This window comes from Pseudomonas sp. MPFS (genome assembly GCF_022537035.1).
Lineage (GTDB): Bacteria > Pseudomonadota > Gammaproteobacteria > Pseudomonadales > Pseudomonadaceae > Aquipseudomonas > Aquipseudomonas sessilinigenes.
In genome coordinates, this window is sequence record NZ_CP066123.1 from 5,729,761 (window position 1) to 5,748,865 (window position 19,105).

Genomic DNA, 19,105 nt, shown 5'->3' on the forward strand with positions numbered 1-19,105 from the left:
TCTCAGGTACGGGCCGCGGCGCTTTGCGGCATATCGGCGTCGGCACTCAGCTCGCGCACGGCGATATAGCGTTCACTACGACGGGTGCGATCCAGCACCTGGCCTACCAACTGACCACAGGCGGCATCGATGTCTTCGCCGCGGGTGGTGCGCACAGTGACATTGAAGCCAGCGTGGTGCAGCTGGTCCTGGAAGCGCCGGATGGCGTTGTTGCTCGGACGCTCGTAACCGGAATGCGGGAACGGGTTGAACGGGATCAGGTTGATCTTGCAAGGAATATCCTTGAGCAACTCGATCATCTGCGTCGCATGTTCCGGCTTGTCGTTGACGTCCTTGAGCAGGGTGTACTCAATGGTCAGCACGCGCTTTTCGCCCAGGGCCGACATGTAGCGCTGGCACGACTCGAGCAGCATCTTCAACGGATACTTCTTGTTGATCGGTACCAACTGGTTGCGCAGCGCATCGTTGGGAGCGTGCAGGGACAACGCCAGGGAGACATCGATGTGCTTGGCCAGCTCATCGATCATCGGTACCACGCCGGAGGTCGACAGGGTCACGCGGCGCTTGGAGATGCCGTAGCCCAGGTCGTCCATCATCAGGTGCATGGCCGCGATGACGTTGTCGAAGTTCAGCAGCGGTTCGCCCATGCCCATCATCACCACATTGGTGATGGCACGGTCGATGGTCGCGGGAACGCTGCCAAAGGATTTGTTGGCAATCCACACCTGGCCGATGACTTCGGCGGCAGTGAGGTTGCTATTGAAGCCTTGCTTGCCGGTGGAGCAGAAACTGCAATCCAGGGCACAGCCTGCCTGGGACGAAACGCACAAGGTACCGCGCTTGCCCTGGGGAATGTAAACGGTCTCGACACAGCTGCCGGACGCCACGCGCACCACCCATTTACGGGTACCGTCGCTGGAGATGTCCTCGCTGACCACTTCCGGACCGCGAATCTCGGCAACGGCCTTGAGCTTCTCGCGCAAGGCCTTGCCGACATTCGTCATGGCATCGAAATCATCGACGCCAAAGTGGTGAATCCATTTCATTACCTGACCGGCACGGAAACGCTTCTCCCCGATTGAGTCGAAGAATTTCTCCATTTCCGGTTGAGTCAGCCCCAACAGGTTAGTTTTGCCGATCGATGTAGTCATGGTTTCACCTTTCACTCACTGGCCCAATGGCTTAGCGAGTGGTCACCTCGGTAGCTGCGAAGAAGTAAGCGATTTCGCGAGCAGCGGCAGCTTCGGAGTCCGAACCGTGAACGGCGTTGGCGTCGATGGACTCAGCGAAATCAGCACGGATGGTACCGGCAGCAGCTTCTTTAGGGTTGGTAGCGCCCATCAGCTCGCGGTTGCGAACGATAGCGTTTTCACCTTCCAGAACCTGAACGACAACCGGACCGGAAGTCATGAAGGCAACCAGTTCGCCGAAGAAGCCACGCTCGCTGTGCTCAGCGTAGAAACCTTCGGCTTCGGCCTTGGACAGTTGCTTCATTTTCGAAGCTACAACGCGCAGGCCGGCTTCTTCGAAACGGGAAACGATCTTGCCGATAACGTTTTTTGCAACAGCGTCAGGCTTGATGATGGAGAAAGTACGTTGAACAGCCATGGTGTAACTCCAGAAACGGTGATTAAAGCGAAAAATTAAACCCGCGAATTATACGCGGGTTTAAAGGGATTGCCTAACTGCGTAGCCCGCGGATTCAGTCAGTTTCGTCGATCCAGGCAGCCTGAATTGCTTCAAGAACCTTCTCGCCTCCGCGAGCTGGATCGTCACTGAACTCCGGCAACGCCAGAACCCACTTGTGCAGATCGACAAAGTTCACATAACGCGGGTCCACATCCGGCTTCGAATCAGCCAGCTGGATCGCGATTTCCAGTACATCAACCCACTTCAGACTCATGATGGCTCCTTGAATCAGTGCGGCGCTTCGGCCGCGTGGTTGAGCGAGTACTTGGGAATTTCAACGGTCAGGTCTTCATCGCCAACGATAGCCTGGCACGACAGGCGCGACTGGGCTTCCAGGCCCCAGGCCTTGTCCAGCAGATCCTCTTCCAGCTCATCGGCTTCGTTCAGCGAGTCGAACCCTTCGCGCACGATGCAATGGCAAGTAGTGCAGGCACAGACACCGCCACAGGCACTCTCGATCTCGATGTGGTTGTCATGGGCAACCTCAAGCAGCGAAACCCCTGGCTCGACGTCGACGACCAAGCCTTCCGGGCAGAACACGGCATGTGGCAGAAAAATGATCTGCGGCATCAGTTATTCCTCAATCTCATTCAGGTTGCGCCCCGCCAGGGCAGCTTTCACCGTCGAATCCAGGCGGCGGGCCGCAAAGGCGTCGGTCACTTGCGACAGGCGCTTGGTCTGTTGCTCGATGGCATAACCATCGGTACCGAGCATCAATTCGTTAAGTTCCTGCATTTGCAGCTCAATGACCATGCGCTCCTCGGCATCCAGCAGGCGATCGCCATCAGCCTCCAGGGCACCCTGCACCGCCTCGATCAGGCGCTGAGCATCGACCTGCTGCTCACGCAGCACGCGGGCGACCTTGTCGTCGCCGGCATACTGGAAGGAGTCCTTGAGCATCCTGGCGATCTCGCCGTCGGTCAGGCCATAGGAAGGCTTGACCTGGATGCTGGCCTCCACGCCCGAGCCCAGCTCACGGGCAGACACACTGAGCAGGCCATCGGCGTCAACCTGGAAGGTCACACGGATCTTCGCGGCACCGGCCACCATCGGTGGGATACCACGCAACTCGAAACGCGCCAGGGAGCGGCAGTCGCTGATCAGCTCGCGCTCGCCCTGCAGCACATGGATCATCATGGCCGTCTGGCCATCCTTGTAGGTCGTGAAATCCTGGGCACGGGCAACGGGAATGGTGGTATTGCGCGGAATCACCTTTTCCATCAGCCCGCCCATGGTTTCCAGGCCCAGGGACAACGGAATCACGTCCAGAAGCAGCAGTTCGCCACCATCGCGCTTGTTGCCAGCCAGGGTGTCGGCCTGAATGGCCGCCCCAATGGCCACGACCTGGTCAGGGTCGATTTCGGTCAACGGCTGGCGACCGAACATCTCGGCAACGGCCTCGCGCACCCGCGGCACGCGAGTCGAGCCGCCCACCATGACCACGGCCTGAACCTCATCGAGTTCGACACCGGAGTCACGAACAGCACGACGACACGCCTTGAGACTGCGAGCGACCATGGGCTCGATCAGCCCATCGAAGGCTTCACGGGTCAGCACAGAACACCAGTCACCGTACCGGACCTCCACAGAGGCCGCTGCGGTCAGGGTTTCCTTGGCAGTACGAGCGGTTTGCAGCAGGTTACGCTGGACCCCCGGGTCAAGGTCGGCAGACAACCCTGCCCCTTGAATGATCCAGCCCGCGATAGCGTGATCGAAGTCATCGCCACCCAGTGCGGTATCACCGCCGGTGGCCAGCACTTCGAAGACACCGCCCGTCAGGCGCAGGATGGAAATATCGAACGTGCCGCCACCCAGGTCGTAAATCGCCACCACGCCTTCGGCATGCTGGTCCAGCCCATAGGCTACGGCTGCGGCAGTCGGCTCATTGAGCAGGCGCAGCACGTTCAAGCCCGCCAGCTTGGCTGCATCCTTGGTGGCTTGGCGCTGAGCATCGTCGAAATAGGCAGGCACGGTGATCACAGCCCCCACCAGCTCCCCACCCAAGGTTGCCTCGGCGCGCTGACGCAGAACCTTCAGTACCTCGGCAGAAACCTCGACAGGACTCTTGGGGCCCTGGACCGTTTCGATGAACGGCATGTGCGATTCGCCATCGACGAAGCGATAGGGGAGCTGCTCACCCAATTGCTTGACGTCGGACAGGCCTCGACCCATCAGGCGCTTGACCGAGAGCACGGTATTGAGCGGATCGGAGGGGGCAGCCAGGCGGGCGGACTCGCCCACCTCAACGCTGTCGGCGTGATAACGCACGGCAGACGGCAGGATCACCTGCCCCTGCGCATCGGCCAGCGGCTCGGAAAGACCGCTGCGCAAGGCAGCGACCAGCGAATTGGTAGTACCCAAGTCGATCCCCACAGCCAGGCGACGCTGGTGCGGTTGAGGACTTTGGCCGGGTTCAGCGATCTGCAGTAGGGCCATGTCTATCTGGACTTATCTGTATATCAGGCGTGCGACCGGAGCGGCACTAGGTTAATCGTCGAGGCGCTCTTCTAACTGGCGCACTTCGTAGGTGAGCTTGTCGAGGAACTGCATGCGCCGCATCAGGCGCTCGGCCTGTTCGCGTTGCGCTGCATCATCCCAACAGGCTGCGAAGCCTTCGTTCAGTTCATCCTGGGCAACCTTCAGGCGCCGCTTGAAGGCCGCCACCCCTGCCAGGTCAGCACTGTCCTGCAGGTCCTCGAGCTCCTCGCGCCATTGCATCTGCTGCAACAGGAACTCAGGGTCGTGCACCGTGACTTCCAACGGCAGCTCGCCCCCCTTGAGGGCAAGGAGATAGCGAGCACGCTTGGGAGGGCTCTTGAGGGTCTGGTAAGCCTCATTGAGGCTCGCCGAGCGCTCCAGCGCCAGCCGTTGCTCACGCTCGGGAGCATCGGCAAAACGGTCAGGATGAACTCCGCGCGCCAACTCTCGATAACGCGCGGCCAACTGTTCGAGATCCAGGCGGAAACCAGGCTGCAACTCGAATAAAGCGAAATGACAAGGAGTACCCACGAGCCGCCTCAGATGTTGAAGCTTTCGCCGCAGCCACATTCACCGCGCACGTTGGGATTGTTGAACTTGAAACCCTCGTTCAACCCCTCCTTGACGAAGTCAAGCTCGGTGCCATCCAGATAGGTCAGGCTTTTCGGGTCGATGATCACTTTCTCGCCGTGACTTTCGAACACCTGATCGTCCTCGCCGATCTCATCGACGAACTCCAGCACATAGGCAAGGCCGGAACAGCCTGTGGTGCGAACACCCAGGCGAATCCCATCACCCTTGCCGCGCCCATTGAGGGAGCGTCGCACGTGTTGAGCAGCCGCTTCTGTCATGCTGATAGCCATCGTCACTCCTTACTTGTCGCCAAATCTGTGAAAGCCGATCGGTCAGATCAGGCCTTTCTTCTGCTTGTAGTCGCGGACAGCCGCCTTGATAGCGTCTTCGGCGAGCACCGAGCAGTGGATCTTCACTGGCGGCAAGGCCAGTTCTTCGGCCAGCTGGGTGTTCTTGATGGTCTCGGCTTCATCCAGGGTCTTGCCCTTCATCCACTCGGTGGCCAGGGAGCTGGAGGCAATGGCCGAGCCACAGCCGTAGGTCTTGAACTTGGCGTCTTCAATGATGCCCTGCTCGTTGACCTTGATCTGCAGGCGCATCACGTCGCCACAGGCAGGAGCACCGACCATGCCGGTGCCGACATCCGGATCTTCCGCGTTCATCTTGCCGACGTTACGCGGGTTCTCGTAGTGGTCGATGACCTTTTCGCTGTAAGCCATGATTCTTAATCCTCACTCATCAGAGAGTCGCTCTTGGGTCCTGCAAACCGCTTAGTCGATACGTCCTGCAGAACCCCGTGCGGCGACTTAAATTCAGTGTGCCGCCCACTCGATCTTCGAGATATCGACACCGTCTTTGTACATGTCCCACAGCGGCGACAGGGCGCGCAGCTTGGTAACGGCCTCGCAGACCTTCTGGGCCGCGTAGTCGATTTCCTCTTCGGTGGTGAAACGGCCGAAGGTGAAGCGGATCGAGCTGTGCGCCAGTTCGTCGTTACGGCCCAGGGCACGCAGCACGTACGAAGGCTCCAGGGAGGCCGAAGTACAGGCCGAACCGGAAGACACCGCCAGGTCCTTGAGCGCCATGATCAACGACTCGCCTTCGACGTAGTTGAAGCTCAGGTTCAAGTTGTGCGGCACACGAGCAGTCATGCTGCCGTTGACGTACAGCTCTTCCAGGTGCTCGACCTGCTTGTAGAAACGATCGCTCAGGGCCTTGATGCGGGCGTTCTCGGTTGCCATGTCTTCCTTGGCAACGCGGAAGGCCTCGCCCATGCCGACGATCTGGTGGGTAGCCAGGGTCCCGGAACGCATGCCGCGCTCGTGACCGCCGCCGTGCATGGTGGCCTCCAGGCGCACACGAGGCTTGCGACTCACGTACAGTGCGCCGATGCCTTTGGGGCCGTAGGTCTTGTGGGCAGAGAACGACATCAGGTCGACTTTCAGCGCTTGCAGGTCGATTTCGACCTTGCCGGTGGACTGGGCACCATCGACATGGAACAGGATGCCCTTGGAGCGGGTCAGCTCGCCAATGGCGGCGATGTCGTTGACGGTGCCGATTTCGTTGTTCACGTGCATGATCGAAACCAGGATGGTGTCGTCACGCAGAGCAGCTTCCACCATGGCCGGAGTGATCAGGCCGTCTTCACCCGGCTCGATGTAGGTCACTTCGAAGCCTTCGCGTTCGAGTTGGCGCATGGTGTCCAGGACAGCCTTGTGCTCGATCTTCGAGGTGATCAGGTGCTTGCCCTTGGTGTGATAGAAATGCGCGACGCCCTTGATGGCCAGGTTGTCGGACTCGGTGGCACCGGAAGTCCAGACGATTTCACGCGGATCGGCGTTGACCAGGTCAGCCACTTGGCGACGGGCGTTCTCCACCGACTCCTCGGCCTTCCAGCCAAACACGTGGGAGCGGGACGCCGGGTTACCGAAGTTCCCGTCGACCAGCAGGCACTCACTCATTTTTTGCGCAACACGCGGATCGACCGGAGTGGTTGCTGAGTAATCAAGGTAAATCGGCAATTTCATGGACTCTCTCCTAAATCAGGCTGGCTGGCGTGCCGCTAGCTCTTTGGCTGTCATTCGACGGCGGACGCTTCAATCTTGTCCAGGCGCGGCGCCTTGCCATTACAACGGCGCTGGTCCTGACGCTGGGCTACTTCTTGCACCTCACGGCGGGTGACAAGGTCAGCCAAGCTGATACCGCTCAGAAATTCGTGAATCTGCAGGCTTAGATCGCACCACAGGTGATGAGTAAGACAGGTGTCACCGGCATGACAATCGCCCAATCCTTGGCATTTGGTTGCATCGACCGATTCGTTCACCGCATCGATCACCTGAGCCACCTGGATTCCCTGCATGTCACGCGATAGCTGATAACCGCCACCAGGACCACGAACACTGGAAACCAGGTTACTGCGGCGCAGCTTGGCGAAAAGCTGTTCGAGATAGGACAGGGAGATGCCTTGGCGCTCAGAGATATCGGCCAGGGAGACCGGGCCATGTTGCGCGTGCAACGCCAGATCAAGCATGGCGGTCACCGCATATCGGCCTTTAGTAGTCAGTCGCATGGACAAGTACCACGGAGTTTCGGAATGGAGGCGAGTATGCAATACCCGAGTAATCGAGTCAACTATAAGACCAACTACTTTAGTCGGATTTACCCGTAAAAGAGCGCGCGAATCATAGCAAAGCCTGCGACGTAATGGCACAGCAGGATGGCAGCAGCTGACCTACGGGTCATTCGCCGGTCGGATCAGCCCTTCAGCAGTGATCCGACCGGCACAGGAAAGCCATGCCCGAGGCAATCAACCGACCTGACTACCGCCCTTTTCCTTGACCTCGGCGAAGTCTTCTTCCCGCAGCGCCGGCAGATCCTTGGCACAGTACTCACTTCCCAGATCCTTCAGTGCTCCGCACATACCCTCCAAGCGCACATCGACGGCCTGCAGGTGATCGAGCAATTGGCCAATGGCGCGCGCCACCGGATCCGGCATGTCTTCGCTGACGCCATAAGCATCGAACCCGAGCTTTTCCGCCATGGCCTTGCGCTTGGCGTGCTGCTCATCACTGGACTTCATGATGATCCGCCCCGGTATGCCGACCACCGTCGCACCCGCGGGCACCGCCTTGGTCACCACCGCATTGGAGCCGACCTTGGCCCCGGCACCGACAGTGAAAGGCCCAAGCACCTTGGCGCCCGCCCCGACCACGACGCCATCCTCCAATGTCGGATGACGCTTGCCCTTGTTCCAGCTTGTGCCGCCCAGGGTCACTCCCTGATAGAGAGTGACGTCATCACCAATCTCGGCGGTTTCACCAATGACGATCCCCATGCCGTGATCGATGAAGAAACGACGCCCGACCTTGGCCCCTGGATGAATCTCGATCCCAGTCAGCCAACGCCCGAAGTTCGACACCAGGCGTGCCAGCCACTTCCACCCCATGCCCCACAAGGCGCCGGACAAACGATGGATCCAGATCGCGTGCATGCCCGGATAGCAGGTCAGCACCTCGAAGGCATTGCGCGCCGCCGGGTCTCGATGGAATACGCTCTGGATATCTTCACGCAGACGCTCGAACATCACTGATCCTTCCGTTTCAGCAGCTCCCCACGCGCCGCTTTCTGGGTCTCCGTGAGGATGCCGCGCAATATATTCATTTCCGCCCGGGTGACCGAGCTGCGACCAAACAGCCGGCGCAAGCGCGCCATCAGGTGCCGGGGCTTCTGCGGATCGAGGAAATCGATTTCCACCAGCGCTTGCTGCAGGTGCTCGTAGAATCGCTCAAGCTCATCCATGGTCGCCAGCTCATCACTGGGAGCGACCGTCTCATCCTTGCCCACCCCGCCCGACCGGCCCTGTATCGCCAGCCAGGACATGCGCACCTCATAGGTCAGCACCTGTACCGCCGTCGCCAGGTTCAGCGAGCTGAACGCCGGGTCCGACGGGATATGCACATGGAAATGACATCGCTGCAACTCGTCGTTGGTCAGGCCGGAATCCTCACGACCGAACACCAGGGCAATCTGGGCGCCCTTGCCCGCCTCCTCCACCACCTTGCCCCCGGACTCGCGAGGATCGAGCAGCGGCCACGGAATGCTCCGCTCGCGAGCACTGGTGCCGAACACCAGGGTGCAACCGACCAAAGCCTCTTCAAGTGTGGCGACCACCTGGGCCCCCTGCAGGATATCCGTGGCACCGGAGGCTCGCGCATCCGCCTCGTGAGATGGAAACACCCGAGGGTCCACCAGCACCAGGCGCGACAACCCCATGTTCTTCATGGCGCGCGCAGCCCCACCGATGTTGCCGGGATGACTGGTATTGACCAGGACGACACGAATGTTCTGCAGCAAGGGAAGTGCTCTCGGACAGGGAAAAGGGGAATAAATCTTACAGAACAGCCCGTACTCCCGCCTTAAAAATAACCAGCTCGCTACTTCTGGACTCGAACCAGGCTGCCCCTTTTCTTAGATACCATACGGCGGAGCAATACGATCAAAGCGAACGACGAACTTCATCTGCAAAAGTTTTCTGCTACAATGCTCGGCTTTCTTTAACAACCTTAGGTGACCTATCCATGCAGCCAATGCTGAATATCGCGCTGCGCGCCGCCCGCAGCGCCAGTGAACTGATTTTCCGCTCCATCGAGCGCCTGGATACCATCAAGGTCGATGAAAAAGACGCCAAGGACTACGTGTCCGAGGTGGATCGCGCCGCCGAGCAGAAGATCATCGATGCGCTGCGCAAGGCCTACCCAAATCACTCGATCATGGGCGAAGAGACCGGCCTGCATGCCGGCACCGGGATCGAAGGCGAAGAATACCTGTGGATCATCGACCCACTGGACGGCACCACCAACTTCCTGCGTGGCATCCCCCACTTCGCCGTGAGCATCGCCTGCAAATACCGTGGTCGCCTGGAGCACGCCGTGGTCCTGGACCCGGTTCGCCAGGAAGAATTCACCGCCAGCCGCGGTCGTGGCGCACAGCTGAACGGCCGTCGCCTGCGAGTCAGCGGCCGCACCAGCCTCGACGGCGCCCTGCTGGGTACCGGCTTCCCGTTCCGCGATGATCAAATGGACAATCTGGACAACTACCTGGGCATGTTCCGCTCCCTGGTCGGCCAGACCGCCGGCATCCGCCGCGCCGGCGCCGCCAGCCTGGACCTGGCCTATGTTGCTGCCGGTCGTTTCGATGCCTTCTGGGAGTCGGGCCTGTCCGAGTGGGACATGGCAGCAGGCGCCCTGCTGATCCAGGAAGCCGGCGGCCTGGTGAGCGACTTCACCGGTGGTCACGACTTCCTGGAAAAAGGTCACGTGGTCGCAGGCAACACCAAGTGCTTCAAGGCGGTACTGACCGCCATCCAGCCGCACCTGCCGGCCTCGATGAAGCGCTAAACAGCAATACAAAAAAAAGCACCCATCGGGTGCTTTTTTTACGCCTGAAAATCCGCTCCTACAGGAGTCGAACTGCCAGCGAAAAGGGAACTTTGGCCGCCGTCGCCGACGAGCAGACTATTGGCCGGGCTGATTCTGGTTTTGCCCCAGGATCAGGCGCCCATCCTTGTCCACCGGGATCTGATTGCCCGGATCACGATCCATCCGGACCTGACCCTGCTTGCCACCCAGGTCGTACTTCACGTCATAACCCACGACCTTCTCGCTGATGTCATTGACCGTATTGCAACGAGTCTGCGTCGTGGTGTAGGTATCACGCTCCTGCATGCCCTCCTGCACCTTGTTACCTGCATAACCGCCACCCACGGCACCGGCCACCGTAGCCAGCTTGCGACCATTGCCATTGCCGATCATGCTGCCCAACAACCCGCCACCCACAGCACCGGCCACGGTCCCGAGGATCTGATGCTCATCCTTGACCGGGCGCTGACGAGTCACCGCGACATCCTTGCACACTTCACGAGGAGTCTTGATCTGTTGCTTGACCGGCTGCACAGCCAGCACTTGCGCATACTCAGGGCCGCTTTTAACCAGGCTGTAGGTAGCCACAGCACCCCCGGCGGTGACACCGACAGCACCCAATACCGCACCAACCAGCAACGACTTGTTCACGTGAACCTCCTGACCATACATACGGGTCATAACCCGCGCTTCTCCCAGCCTTGGAGCAAAAAAAAAGGCGCGAGTTCAACACTCGCGCCTTTTTTGCTGACCGCCGGAACAGGCTCAGTCGATCATGGACGATCGTCCACTTCCTTCTCGGTGTTGGCCGGAGGAATCAAGTCTTCGCTGCTCAGCTTCAGCCAGATCAGCACCACGTTGGCGATGTAGATCGACGAGTAGGTACCCGCCAGGACACCGACGAACAGGGCGATGGAGAAACCGTGCAGGTTATCGCCACCGAAGAACAGCAACGCAATGATCGCCAGCAAGGTGGAGATCGAGGTCGCCATGGTCCGCAGCAGGGTCTGGGTGGTCGAGATATTGATGTTCTCGATCAGGCTGGCCTTGCGCAGTACGCGGAAGTTCTCACGCACCCGGTCGAACACCACGATGGTGTCGTTGAGCGAGTAGCCGATGATCGCCAGTACCGCGGCCAGCACCGTCAGGTCGAAGGTGATCTGGAAGAACGACAGGATACCCACGGTCACCACCACGTCGTGGATCAGCGACACGATCGCACCGACCGCGAACTTCCACTGAAAGCGGAAGGCCAGGTAGATGAGGATGCCGCCCAGTGCCATGAGCATGCCGAGGCCACCCTGGTCACGCAGCTCTTCACCCACCTGCGGGCCAACGAACTCGACTCGCTTGACCTGCGCCGGGTTGTCGCCGCCGACTTTCTGCAGTGCGGCTGCCACCTGGTGGCCCAGTTGCGGGTCTTCACCCGGCATCCGCACCAGCAGGTCGGTGGTCGCACCAAAGCTCTGCACGATGGCTTCGTGATAACCGGCTTCGTTCAGCTGCGAACGAACCTTCATCACATCCGCCGGACGCTCATAGGTCAGCTCGATGAGCGTACCGCCAGTGAAGTCCAGGCCGTAGTTCAAACCCTTGTGGAACCAGCTGAACAACGCCAGAACGGTCAGGAGCACAGTGAGGCCGAACGCAACGTTGCGCACGCCCATGAAGTTGATAGTACGTAACATGGCAGCCCCTTAAATCCACAACTTCTTGAAGTCACGACCGCCGAAGATCAGGTTGACCATCGCGCGGGTCAGCCAGATGGCCGTGAACATCGAGGTAAAGATCCCGAGGGACATGGTCACCGCAAAGCCCTTGACCGGACCGGTACCCATGGCGAAGAGGATGCCACCCACCAGCAATGTGGTCAGGTTGGAGTCCAGGATCGCCGTGAATGCCCGGCCAAAGCCTTCGTTGATCGCCCGCTGTACGGTCATGCCGGCTGCGATCTCCTCACGGATCCGCGAGAAGATCAGCACGTTGGCGTCCACCGCCATACCCATGGTCAACACGATACCGGCGATACCCGGCAGGGTCAGCGTTGCCCCCAGCAGGGACATCAGGGCCAGCAGCAGCACCATGTTCAACGCCAGCGCCACGGTGGCAATCAGGCCGAAGAAGCGGTAGATGGCGATGATGAACAGCGACACGAACAGCATGCCCCACAACGACGCATCGATACCCTTGGTGATGTTGTCGGCACCCAGGCTAGGACCGATTGTGCGCTCTTCAGCGAAGTACATCGGTGCCGCCAGACCACCGGCGCGCAGCAACAGCGCCAACTCCGAGGACTCACCCTGGCCGTTCAAGCCGGTGATGCGGAACTGGCTGCCCAGTGGCGACTGGATGGTTGCCAGGCTGATGATTTTCTTCTCTTCCTTGAAACCCTGCACCGGCACGTCTTTCTCGACACCGTCCACCACTTGCTTGGTGTAGGTGGTGACCGGCTTCTGCTCGATGAAGATCACCGCCATGCCGCGACCGACGTTATTGCGAGTCGAACGGTTCATCAGCTCGCCACCGTGACCATCGAGCTTGATGTTCACCTGTGGACGGCCGTGCTCGTCATAGCTGGCCTGGGCATCGGTCACCTGGTCACCGGTGATGATCAGGCCACGCTCGATCAGCGCAGGAGGACGATTGCCCTCGCGGAACTCGAAGGACTCGGAAGTGGCCTTGGAAGCCCCCGGCTCGGCGGCCAGGCGGAATTCCAGGTTGGCGGTCTTGCCCAGGATCCGCTTGGCTTCGGCCGTGTCCTGCACGCCCGGCAGCTCAACCACGATCCGGTTGGCACCCTGGCGCTGGACCAGAGGCTCGGCCACGCCCAGCTCGTTGACCCGGTTACGTACCGTGGTCAAGTTCTGCTTGATGGAGTATTCACGGATTTCCGCCAGCTTGGCCGGGGTCATCGCCAGACGCAGCACCGGTTGGCCATTGAGGTCGGCCGGCACGATGTCAAAATCATTGAAATTCTTGCGGATCAGCGCACGAGCCTGTTCACGGCTGTCTTCGTCGCTGAAGCCCAGTTGGATCGCACCATTGAGCTGCGGCAGGCTGCGATAGCGCAGACGCTCTTTGCGCAGCAGGCTCTTGACGTCGCCTTCATAGACTTTCAGGCGCGCATCGAGGGCTTTATCCATGTCCACTTCCAGCAGGAAGTGCACGCCACCGGACAGGTCCAGGCCCAGTTTCATCGGATGCGCACCAAGGTTACGCAGCCATTGCGGAGTGGTTTGCGCCAGGTTCAACGCCACCACATAGTCATCGCCCAGCGCCTTGCGCACTACATCCTTGGCCGGAAGTTGGTCTTCCTTGTTGATCAAGCGCAGCAGGCCACCCTTGCCATTGGCGGCAATGGAGGAAGCCTTGACGTTGATGCCGGCGTCGGTGAGCGCCTTGCTCGCACGATCCAGGTCCGCCTGAGTGACCTGCAACGCAGTGCTCGCACCGCTGACCTGAATGGCCGGATCATCAGGGTATAGATTGGGAGCGGAATAAATAAAACCGATCGCCAGCACCGCCAGGATCAGTAGGTACTTCCACAGAGGATATTTGTTCAGCATCACGCCGCCCGTTTATGACGCGGGGCGCCTTGCGCGCCCCGTCGATTGGTAAAAGATGAAACTTAGATCGCTTTCAGCGTGCCTTTTGGCAGAGTGGCAGCGATTGCGCCTTTCTGGAACTTCAGTTCAACCGAGTCCGATACTTCCAGAACCACGAAGTCGTCGGTCACTTTGTTGATCTTGCCGGCGATACCGCCAGTGGTCACAACTTCGTCGCCTTTCTGCAGGCTGCCCAGCAGGTTCTTCTGCTCCTTGGCGCGCTTGGCCTGTGGACGCCAGATCATCAGATAGAAGATGACCAGGAAGCCCACCAGGAAAATCCACTCGAAACCAGTGCCCGCAGGACCGGCAGCAGCAGGAGCAGCGGCATCCGCATAAGCGGCAGGGATCAAAAAGCTCATTTAGCACTCCGATAGTTGCAAAATTAGTATCTGACGCTTTTGGAACTCAATCCAAAGGCGGCACGGGTAAACCGCGCTTGGCATAGAAGGAATCGACAAAGGCGGCCAATGTACCTTGTTGAATAGCCTCGCGCAAACCAGCCATAAGACGCTGGTAATGGCGCAAATTATGGATGGTATTGAGCATACTTCCGAGCATTTCCCCGCACTTGTCCAAGTGGTGCAGATAAGCACGGGAGAAGTTCTGGCAGGTATAGCAATCACAAGTTGGATCCAGCGGCGAATCATCATGGCGATGGAACGCGTTACGGATCTTCAGCACGCCTGTATCGATGAACAGATGCCCATTGCGGGCATTACGGGTTGGCATCACGCAATCGAACATGTCCACACCGCGGCGCACACCCTCAACCAGATCCTCCGGCTTGCCAACTCCCATAAGGTAACGAGGTTTGTCGGCAGGCATCTGGCCTGGCAGGTAGTCCAGGACCTTGATCATTTCATGCTTGGGCTCGCCTACTGACAAGCCGCCGATGGCCAGGCCGTCGAAGCCGATCTTGTCCAGGCCTTCCAGGGAGCGCATGCGCAGATCCTGGTGCATGCCGCCCTGGACGATGCCGAACAAGGCAGCCGTGTTATCGCCATGGGCGTTCTTGGAACGCTGGGCCCAACGCAGGGACAACTCCATGGAGATCCGCGCCACATCTTCATCGGCCGGGTACGGCGTGCATTCGTCGAAGATCATCACGATGTCCGAGCCCAGGTCGCGCTGCACCTGCATCGACTCTTCCGGCCCCATGAACACCTTGGCGCCATCCACCGGCGAGGCGAAGGTCACGCCCTCCTCCTTGATCTTGCGCATGGCGCCCAGGCTGAACACCTGGAAGCCACCGGAGTCCGTGAGAATCGGCCCCTTCCACTGCATGAAATCATGCAGGTCACCGTGGGCCTTGATCACTTCGGTGCCCGGACGCAGCCACAGGTGGAAGGTATTGCCCAGGATAATCTCGGCGCCGATGGCCTCGATATCCCGCGGCAGCATGCCCTTGACCGTGCCATAGGTACCCACCGGCATGAACGCCGGGGTTTCCACCGTACCGCGGGGGAAGGTCAGGCGACCGCGACGAGCCTTGCCATCAGTGGCCAGGAGCTCGAAGGACATACGACAGGTGCGACTCATACAGTTTCCTCGGGGGCCAGGTCCTTGGGAGCGGTTGGCGCAGGATTACGGGTGATGAACATCGCATCACCGTAGCTGAAGAAGCGGTATCCATGCTCGACCGCCGCACGATAGGCGGCCATGGTCTCGGGATAACCGGCGAATGCCGAAACCAGCATCAACAACGTGGATTCCGGCAGATGGAAATTGGTCACCAGGGCATCGACCACATGGAACGGGCGGCCCGGGTAGATGAAGATATCGGTGTCGCCACTGAAGGGCTTGAGCACGCCATCGCGGGCGGCGCTCTCCAGGGAGCGCACACTGGTGGTGCCCACCGCCACTACGCGACCACCACGGGCCCGGCACGCGGCCACCGCATCCACCACGTCCTGGCCGACTTCCAGCCATTCGTGATGCATATGGTGATCCTCAATACGCTCCACCCGTACTGGCTGGAAGGTTCCGGCCCCCACGTGCAGGGTCACGAACGCCGTCTCCACGCCCTTGGCGGCAATCGCCTCGAGCAACGGCTGGTCGAAATGCAGCCCTGCCGTCGGCGCGGCCACCGCCCCCAGGCGCTGGGCATAAACCGTCTGGTAGCGCTCGCGATCGGCGCCCTCGTCCGGACGATCTATATAAGGAGGCAAGGGCATATGCCCGACCCGATCCAGCAGTGGCAGCACTTCCTCGGCGAACCCCAACTCGAACAACGCATCGTGGCGGGCCAGCATCTGGGCCTCGCCACCGCCCTCGATCAGGATCTTCGACCCCGGCTTGGGCGACTTGCTGGAGCGCACATGGGCCAGCACGCGGTGGCTGTCCAGCACCCGCTCGACCAGGATCTCCAGTTTGCCGCCCGAGGCCTTCTGGCCGAACAGGCGAGCCGGAATCACCCGGGTATTGTTGAACACCATCAGATCGCCCGGGCGCAAATGCTCAAGCAAATCAGTGAATTGACGGTGGGCCAGGGCGCCAGTTGGCCCATCCAGGGTCAACAGGCGGCTACCGCGACGCTCAGCCAATGGGTGGCGGGCGATCAGCGAATCGGGAAGCTCGAAAGTAAAGTCAGCAACGCGCATGATGGGGTTCGTCTAGCAGGGCCGGAAAGTTTAGCGGAATAAGCAAAAATTGACCACGAAAGCCGATTGACCAACGGTAATCGTCTCTCTATACTTCGCCGCCATTGAGCCCTGATGGCGGAATTGGTAGACGCGGCGGATTCAAAATCCGTTTTCGCAAGAAGTGGGAGTTCGAGTCTCCCTCGGGGCACCAAAATCGAAAAAGACCTTGAATATCAAGGTCTTTTTTTTCGCCTGCAGAAAAGTGCCCCAGGCCATCGAGGGGCACAGTCCCTAGCGATTTCAGCGACTCCTCAAGCTACCGAGGCCTCTCGGGAATCTGCCAGGCCGGCCTTTACCGCGGGCCGCGCTTCGATGCTCTCCAACCAGCGCAGGACATGACGGAAGTCGCTGATATCCAGGTTCAACTCCTCATGGGTTCGCAACCAGGGAAAGGCGGCGATGTCAGCAATGGAGTAATGGTCCGACGCCAGGTAGACACTCCTGGCCAACTGCCCATCGACCACGCCATAGATCCGCAATGACTCCTTGCGATAGCGCGCGATGGCCTCCTGGTTGTAAGTCTTGCTGCCATGGAGGAACCACCAGAGTTGGCCAAGCATAGGTCCGATGGACCCGACCTGGAAAAACAGCCACTGCTGGATCGTCAGTTGCTCTTTCGGAGAACGGGCCTGCAGGCAGCCGTACTTTTGCGATAGATAACCAAGGATCGCCGCCGATTCGAATACCGATACCCCCGCCTCGTGATCGACGATGGCCGGGATCTTGCCGTTGGGGTTGATCTGCAAGAACTCCGGCAAATGCTGGCGCCCTTCGGCCAAGTTGAATTTCACTCGCTCACAGTCGATGCCCGCCTCCTTCAGGAAGATGCTGATCTTCTGCCCGTTGGGCGTATCGGCTGTATAGAAAGTGAGGGAGTTTGCCGTGTTCATGAGTCCTCCATTGACTGCTTCGGATGCCACTGCATCGCACATGATTGCATTTGCAATGATATTGAGACGTGCAGTATGGTGCAACACCGAAGGTACGCACGGAGAGCTTTGAAGTGATGATGGGTTTTTCCAGTTTCAGGACTTCGCAGGATACCGGCCTGGCAGCCCAGGCCTGCATCGACAAGATCCAGGCGCTCAGCGACCAGGTGAACGCAGGGATGTCTTCCCCCCTCTACACCATGATCGATATCGCCAATCGCCTGGAACGGGACCCGGGCACGGCGAAGAACATCTGGGTCGTGCGCTCCAACCAGCGTCCCGATACCGCCCAGGCTCACACTCGTATCAGCGCCTGGCCCTTGCGCTTGAGCCCCCGGACCCTGGCCAGCGAGAAACCTCTGCTGTACCTGACCAGTTCCTCGACCTCGGCCCAACTCTGCGCCCTGTCGAGCGAATCCTGCCAGCGCGGCATCCTCTGCAACGACATCGAGACCCTGCCCTCACCCTGGCCCAAGGGCGCCCATCCCTGGGTACCTCTCTGGTTGTCGAGCAACCCGCATTGCCTGCCCTTCGACCCGGCCAATGGCGCCGAGGCCCAGGCGATTGCCCTCGCGGCCCTGAAGAGTCTTTATGTAGAGGGTCGCGATGGCTTCTACTACATGGCGCTGCACGATGAGCCCAATGACTTCGTCGAACCCATGGACGAGCACCGTGCCAACCATGCCATGCAAGGCATGTATCAGCTGGGCGAACTGCAAGGCGCGCCCCAAGGGCCACGGGTTCGCCTGCTGGGCGCGGGCTTGAGCCTGCGTACCGTGGTGGCTGGCGCACGGCTATTGCATGAGGACTGGGGCGTAAGCTGCCAGCTGTGGAGTTGCCCCAGCTATACCCGCCTGGCCCGGGACGCTGACAGCGCGCAACGCTGGAACCGCATGCACCCACAGCATCCCAGGCGCTCCTCTCATCTACGCGATTGCCTGGCAGGCGATGACTCTCCCGTGATCGCTGTAACCGGCTACTTCCAGCATGTGGCCGAACAGATCGGCGCCCATGTGAACACCCGCTTCGTGGCACTGGGTGCCGACTCCATCGACTCCCTGTCGCCAGGGCCAAACGCCAACCATTGCCTGGATAAATACTGGATCGCTGCCCTGGCCCTGCGCGCCCTGGCCCAGGAGGGAAAGGTGCCAGCCAAGTACGTCAAGCAAGCCATGCAACGCTACCTGCGGCAATGAGCCTAGGCCTGCCGCCCACTCGTCCGCGCGGCGCTGGCCGCACGTTCCAGGGCGTCGCTGAAAATGCGCTGCTGCTGATCATCGAACTGCGCCAGGAACAGCTCGTCGACCGCCGCTTCGTAGATACGCCACATTTTCTTGCGTAATTCCCTGCCTGCCTCGGTGATCGAGGCACAGGCCCCACGACCGTCTTCGCTGGCACGACTGCGCTCGACCAGGCCCTCGGCCTCCAGGCGATCCACCAGGCGCGTCAGGTTGTAGCGCTCGATGGCCATGACATCGGCCAGTTCGTTCATTCGCCGAGTACCGCCGGAACCGCTTTCCAGCCCCCAAAGTGCGTCGTACCAGGCATAGGACGGAAGCCCGGCAGCCGCCAGGCGCCGCTCGACTTCACGGATCAGGCAACGGTGGGCCCGGACGAATCTGAACCAGGTATCCGGATCGCTGGAAGACATGCATCACCTTTTTCAAAAATCGATTTAGTTGCAATTGTAACGCCGAGAAGGATAAATTCCTGAATCTAATTGCAATTGCAATGAATTAAATTCCGAACAGGGTCGGCCTCGCCGACGC

The 19,105-nt window shown here is 60.0% G+C and carries 22 protein-coding genes and 1 tRNA gene; 3 read left to right on the plus strand and 20 right to left on the minus strand.

Going from position 1 to position 19,105, the window contains the following annotated elements:
- Positions 1-2: 2 nt before the first annotated feature.
- From rlmN to trmJ, 12 genes are all read right to left on the minus strand, one after another.
- Entirely contained in the window at positions 3-1,151 is a 1,149-nt protein-coding gene (rlmN, locus tag I9018_RS26165; RefSeq protein ID WP_241107898.1) for a 23S rRNA (adenine(2503)-C(2))-methyltransferase RlmN, read from the minus strand.
- Between the two features lie 31 nt (positions 1,152-1,182).
- Positions 1,183-1,608 (minus strand): nucleoside-diphosphate kinase, encoded by a 426-nt coding sequence (gene ndk, locus I9018_RS26170; protein WP_068584736.1) that lies wholly within the window; start codon positions 1,606-1,608, stop codon positions 1,183-1,185.
- A gap of 94 nt (positions 1,609-1,702) precedes the next feature.
- Entirely contained in the window at positions 1,703-1,903 is a 201-nt protein-coding gene (gene iscX / locus I9018_RS26175) for a Fe-S cluster assembly protein IscX (protein WP_022640701.1), read from the minus strand.
- Positions 1,904-1,917: 14 nt separating this feature from the next.
- A complete protein-coding gene (fdx, locus tag I9018_RS26180) occupies positions 1,918-2,259 on the minus strand; it encodes an ISC system 2Fe-2S type ferredoxin (RefSeq protein ID WP_068584733.1) in 342 nt (113 codons plus the stop codon).
- A 3-nt stretch (positions 2,260-2,262) separates the two neighbouring features.
- Entirely contained in the window at positions 2,263-4,125 is a 1,863-nt protein-coding gene (gene hscA / locus I9018_RS26185) for a Fe-S protein assembly chaperone HscA (RefSeq protein WP_241107899.1), read from the minus strand.
- A 51-nt stretch (positions 4,126-4,176) separates the two neighbouring features.
- Positions 4,177-4,698 carry a co-chaperone HscB gene (gene hscB / locus I9018_RS26190; protein WP_068584722.1) on the minus strand — a complete coding sequence of 174 codons (522 nt, stop codon included), beginning with the start codon at positions 4,696-4,698 and terminating at the stop codon, positions 4,177-4,179.
- Positions 4,699-4,706: 8 nt separating this feature from the next.
- Positions 4,707-5,030: an iron-sulfur cluster assembly protein IscA gene (gene iscA / locus I9018_RS26195; RefSeq protein WP_007929524.1), complete on the minus strand. Its 324-nt coding sequence runs from the start codon at positions 5,028-5,030 to the stop codon at positions 4,707-4,709.
- A 42-nt stretch (positions 5,031-5,072) separates the two neighbouring features.
- Positions 5,073-5,459, minus strand: a complete 387-nt coding sequence (gene iscU / locus I9018_RS26200) for a Fe-S cluster assembly scaffold IscU (RefSeq protein WP_007929523.1) — start codon at positions 5,457-5,459, stop codon at positions 5,073-5,075.
- A gap of 93 nt (positions 5,460-5,552) precedes the next feature.
- Positions 5,553-6,767, minus strand: coding sequence for an IscS subfamily cysteine desulfurase (locus I9018_RS26205; protein ID WP_068584719.1), 1,215 nt, complete (start codon positions 6,765-6,767; stop codon positions 5,553-5,555).
- A 50-nt stretch (positions 6,768-6,817) separates the two neighbouring features.
- Entirely contained in the window at positions 6,818-7,309 is a 492-nt protein-coding gene (gene iscR, locus I9018_RS26210; RefSeq protein ID WP_011063217.1) for a Fe-S cluster assembly transcriptional regulator IscR, read from the minus strand.
- A 237-nt stretch (positions 7,310-7,546) separates the two neighbouring features.
- Positions 7,547-8,323, minus strand: coding sequence for a serine O-acetyltransferase (gene cysE, locus I9018_RS26215; RefSeq protein WP_124347492.1), 777 nt, complete (start codon positions 8,321-8,323; stop codon positions 7,547-7,549).
- Positions 8,323-9,093 carry a tRNA (cytosine(32)/uridine(32)-2'-O)-methyltransferase TrmJ gene (trmJ, locus tag I9018_RS26220; RefSeq protein ID WP_241107900.1) on the minus strand — a complete coding sequence of 257 codons (771 nt, stop codon included), beginning with the start codon at positions 9,091-9,093 and terminating at the stop codon, positions 8,323-8,325. The genes cysE and trmJ overlap by 1 nt, the downstream gene beginning before the upstream one ends.
- A gap of 224 nt (positions 9,094-9,317) precedes the next feature.
- Here trmJ and suhB point away from each other — a divergent pair, with 224 nt between their 5' ends.
- Positions 9,318-10,136: an inositol-phosphate phosphatase gene (gene suhB / locus I9018_RS26225; RefSeq protein ID WP_068584709.1), complete on the plus strand. Its 819-nt coding sequence runs from the start codon at positions 9,318-9,320 to the stop codon at positions 10,134-10,136.
- Between the two features lie 117 nt (positions 10,137-10,253).
- Here the strand turns inward: suhB and I9018_RS26230 are convergent, their stop codons facing one another.
- The 6 genes from I9018_RS26230 to queA form a co-directional block, all read right to left on the minus strand.
- Entirely contained in the window at positions 10,254-10,808 is a 555-nt protein-coding gene (locus tag I9018_RS26230; RefSeq protein ID WP_068584700.1) for a glycine zipper 2TM domain-containing protein, read from the minus strand.
- A gap of 122 nt (positions 10,809-10,930) precedes the next feature.
- The gene (gene secF, locus I9018_RS26235) at positions 10,931-11,845 is read right to left on the minus strand and encodes a protein translocase subunit SecF (protein ID WP_068584697.1); all 915 of its coding nucleotides are present in this window, start codon (positions 11,843-11,845) and stop codon (positions 10,931-10,933) included.
- Positions 11,846-11,854: 9 nt separating this feature from the next.
- Positions 11,855-13,723, minus strand: a complete 1,869-nt coding sequence (gene secD, locus I9018_RS26240; RefSeq protein WP_068584694.1) for a protein translocase subunit SecD — start codon at positions 13,721-13,723, stop codon at positions 11,855-11,857.
- 62 nt (positions 13,724-13,785) lie between these two features.
- Complete coding sequence (gene yajC / locus I9018_RS26245; protein WP_011063224.1) at positions 13,786-14,124, minus strand: preprotein translocase subunit YajC; 339 nt, start codon at positions 14,122-14,124, stop codon at positions 13,786-13,788.
- A gap of 46 nt (positions 14,125-14,170) precedes the next feature.
- Positions 14,171-15,286, minus strand: a complete 1,116-nt coding sequence (tgt, locus tag I9018_RS26250) for a tRNA guanosine(34) transglycosylase Tgt (protein WP_022640715.1) — start codon at positions 15,284-15,286, stop codon at positions 14,171-14,173.
- Between the two features lie 14 nt (positions 15,287-15,300).
- On the minus strand, positions 15,301-16,365 hold the full coding sequence (gene queA, locus I9018_RS26255) for a tRNA preQ1(34) S-adenosylmethionine ribosyltransferase-isomerase QueA (RefSeq protein WP_068584691.1): 1,065 nt from the start codon (positions 16,363-16,365) through the stop codon (positions 15,301-15,303).
- Between the two features lie 108 nt (positions 16,366-16,473).
- Here queA and I9018_RS26260 point away from each other — a divergent pair.
- Positions 16,474-16,558 (plus strand) — tRNA-Leu (locus I9018_RS26260).
- Between the two features lie 100 nt (positions 16,559-16,658).
- Here I9018_RS26260 and I9018_RS26265 read toward each other — a convergent pair.
- Entirely contained in the window at positions 16,659-17,297 is a 639-nt protein-coding gene (locus I9018_RS26265) for a glutathione binding-like protein (RefSeq protein ID WP_241107901.1), read from the minus strand.
- 116 nt (positions 17,298-17,413) lie between these two features.
- On the opposite strand from I9018_RS26265, the gene I9018_RS26270 reads away from it, so the two are divergent.
- Positions 17,414-18,532, plus strand: coding sequence for a pyruvate dehydrogenase (locus I9018_RS26270; protein ID WP_241107902.1), 1,119 nt, complete (start codon positions 17,414-17,416; stop codon positions 18,530-18,532).
- A gap of 2 nt (positions 18,533-18,534) precedes the next feature.
- On the opposite strand, the gene I9018_RS26275 is transcribed toward I9018_RS26270, so the two are convergent.
- Positions 18,535-18,987, minus strand: a complete 453-nt coding sequence (locus I9018_RS26275; RefSeq protein WP_068588845.1) for a MarR family transcriptional regulator — start codon at positions 18,985-18,987, stop codon at positions 18,535-18,537.
- Positions 18,988-19,105: the final 118 nt, after the last annotated feature.

Bases quoted from the DNA above. Each gene is read 5' to 3' on its own strand.
- hscA (WP_241107899.1), bottom strand. From the start codon at position 4,125: ATGGCCCTACTGCAGATCGCTGAACCCGGCCAAAGTCCTCAACCGCAC.
- iscU (WP_007929523.1), bottom strand. From the start codon at position 5,459: ATGGCTTACAGCGAAAAGGTCATCGACCACTACGAGAACCCGCGTAAC.
- I9018_RS26275 (WP_068588845.1), bottom strand. From the start codon at position 18,987: ATGTCTTCCAGCGATCCGGATACCTGGTTCAGATTCGTCCGGGCCCAC.
- I9018_RS26205 (WP_068584719.1), bottom strand. From the start codon at position 6,767: ATGAAATTGCCGATTTACCTTGATTACTCAGCAACCACTCCGGTCGAT.
- iscX (WP_022640701.1), bottom strand. From the start codon at position 1,903: ATGAGTCTGAAGTGGGTTGATGTACTGGAAATCGCGATCCAGCTGGCT.
- cysE (WP_124347492.1), bottom strand. From the start codon at position 8,323: ATGTTCGAGCGTCTGCGTGAAGATATCCAGAGCGTATTCCATCGAGAC.
- ndk (WP_068584736.1), bottom strand. From the start codon at position 1,608: ATGGCTGTTCAACGTACTTTCTCCATCATCAAGCCTGACGCTGTTGCA.
- iscA (WP_007929524.1), bottom strand. From the start codon at position 5,030: ATGGCTATCAGCATGACAGAAGCGGCTGCTCAACACGTGCGACGCTCC.
- I9018_RS26265 (WP_241107901.1), bottom strand. From the start codon at position 17,297: ATGAACACGGCAAACTCCCTCACTTTCTATACAGCCGATACGCCCAAC.
- queA (WP_068584691.1), bottom strand. From the start codon at position 16,365: ATGCGCGTTGCTGACTTTACTTTCGAGCTTCCCGATTCGCTGATCGCC.
- I9018_RS26270 (WP_241107902.1), top strand. From the start codon at position 17,414: ATGATGGGTTTTTCCAGTTTCAGGACTTCGCAGGATACCGGCCTGGCA.
- fdx (WP_068584733.1), bottom strand. From the start codon at position 2,259: ATGCCGCAGATCATTTTTCTGCCACATGCCGTGTTCTGCCCGGAAGGC.
- yajC (WP_011063224.1), bottom strand. From the start codon at position 14,124: ATGAGCTTTTTGATCCCTGCCGCTTATGCGGATGCCGCTGCTCCTGCT.
- rlmN (WP_241107898.1), bottom strand. From the start codon at position 1,151: ATGACTACATCGATCGGCAAAACTAACCTGTTGGGGCTGACTCAACCG.
- suhB (WP_068584709.1), top strand. From the start codon at position 9,318: ATGCAGCCAATGCTGAATATCGCGCTGCGCGCCGCCCGCAGCGCCAGT.
- secD (WP_068584694.1), bottom strand. From the start codon at position 13,723: ATGCTGAACAAATATCCTCTGTGGAAGTACCTACTGATCCTGGCGGTG.
- iscR (WP_011063217.1), bottom strand. From the start codon at position 7,309: ATGCGACTGACTACTAAAGGCCGATATGCGGTGACCGCCATGCTTGAT.
- secF (WP_068584697.1), bottom strand. From the start codon at position 11,845: ATGTTACGTACTATCAACTTCATGGGCGTGCGCAACGTTGCGTTCGGC.
- tgt (WP_022640715.1), bottom strand. From the start codon at position 15,286: ATGTCCTTCGAGCTCCTGGCCACTGATGGCAAGGCTCGTCGCGGTCGC.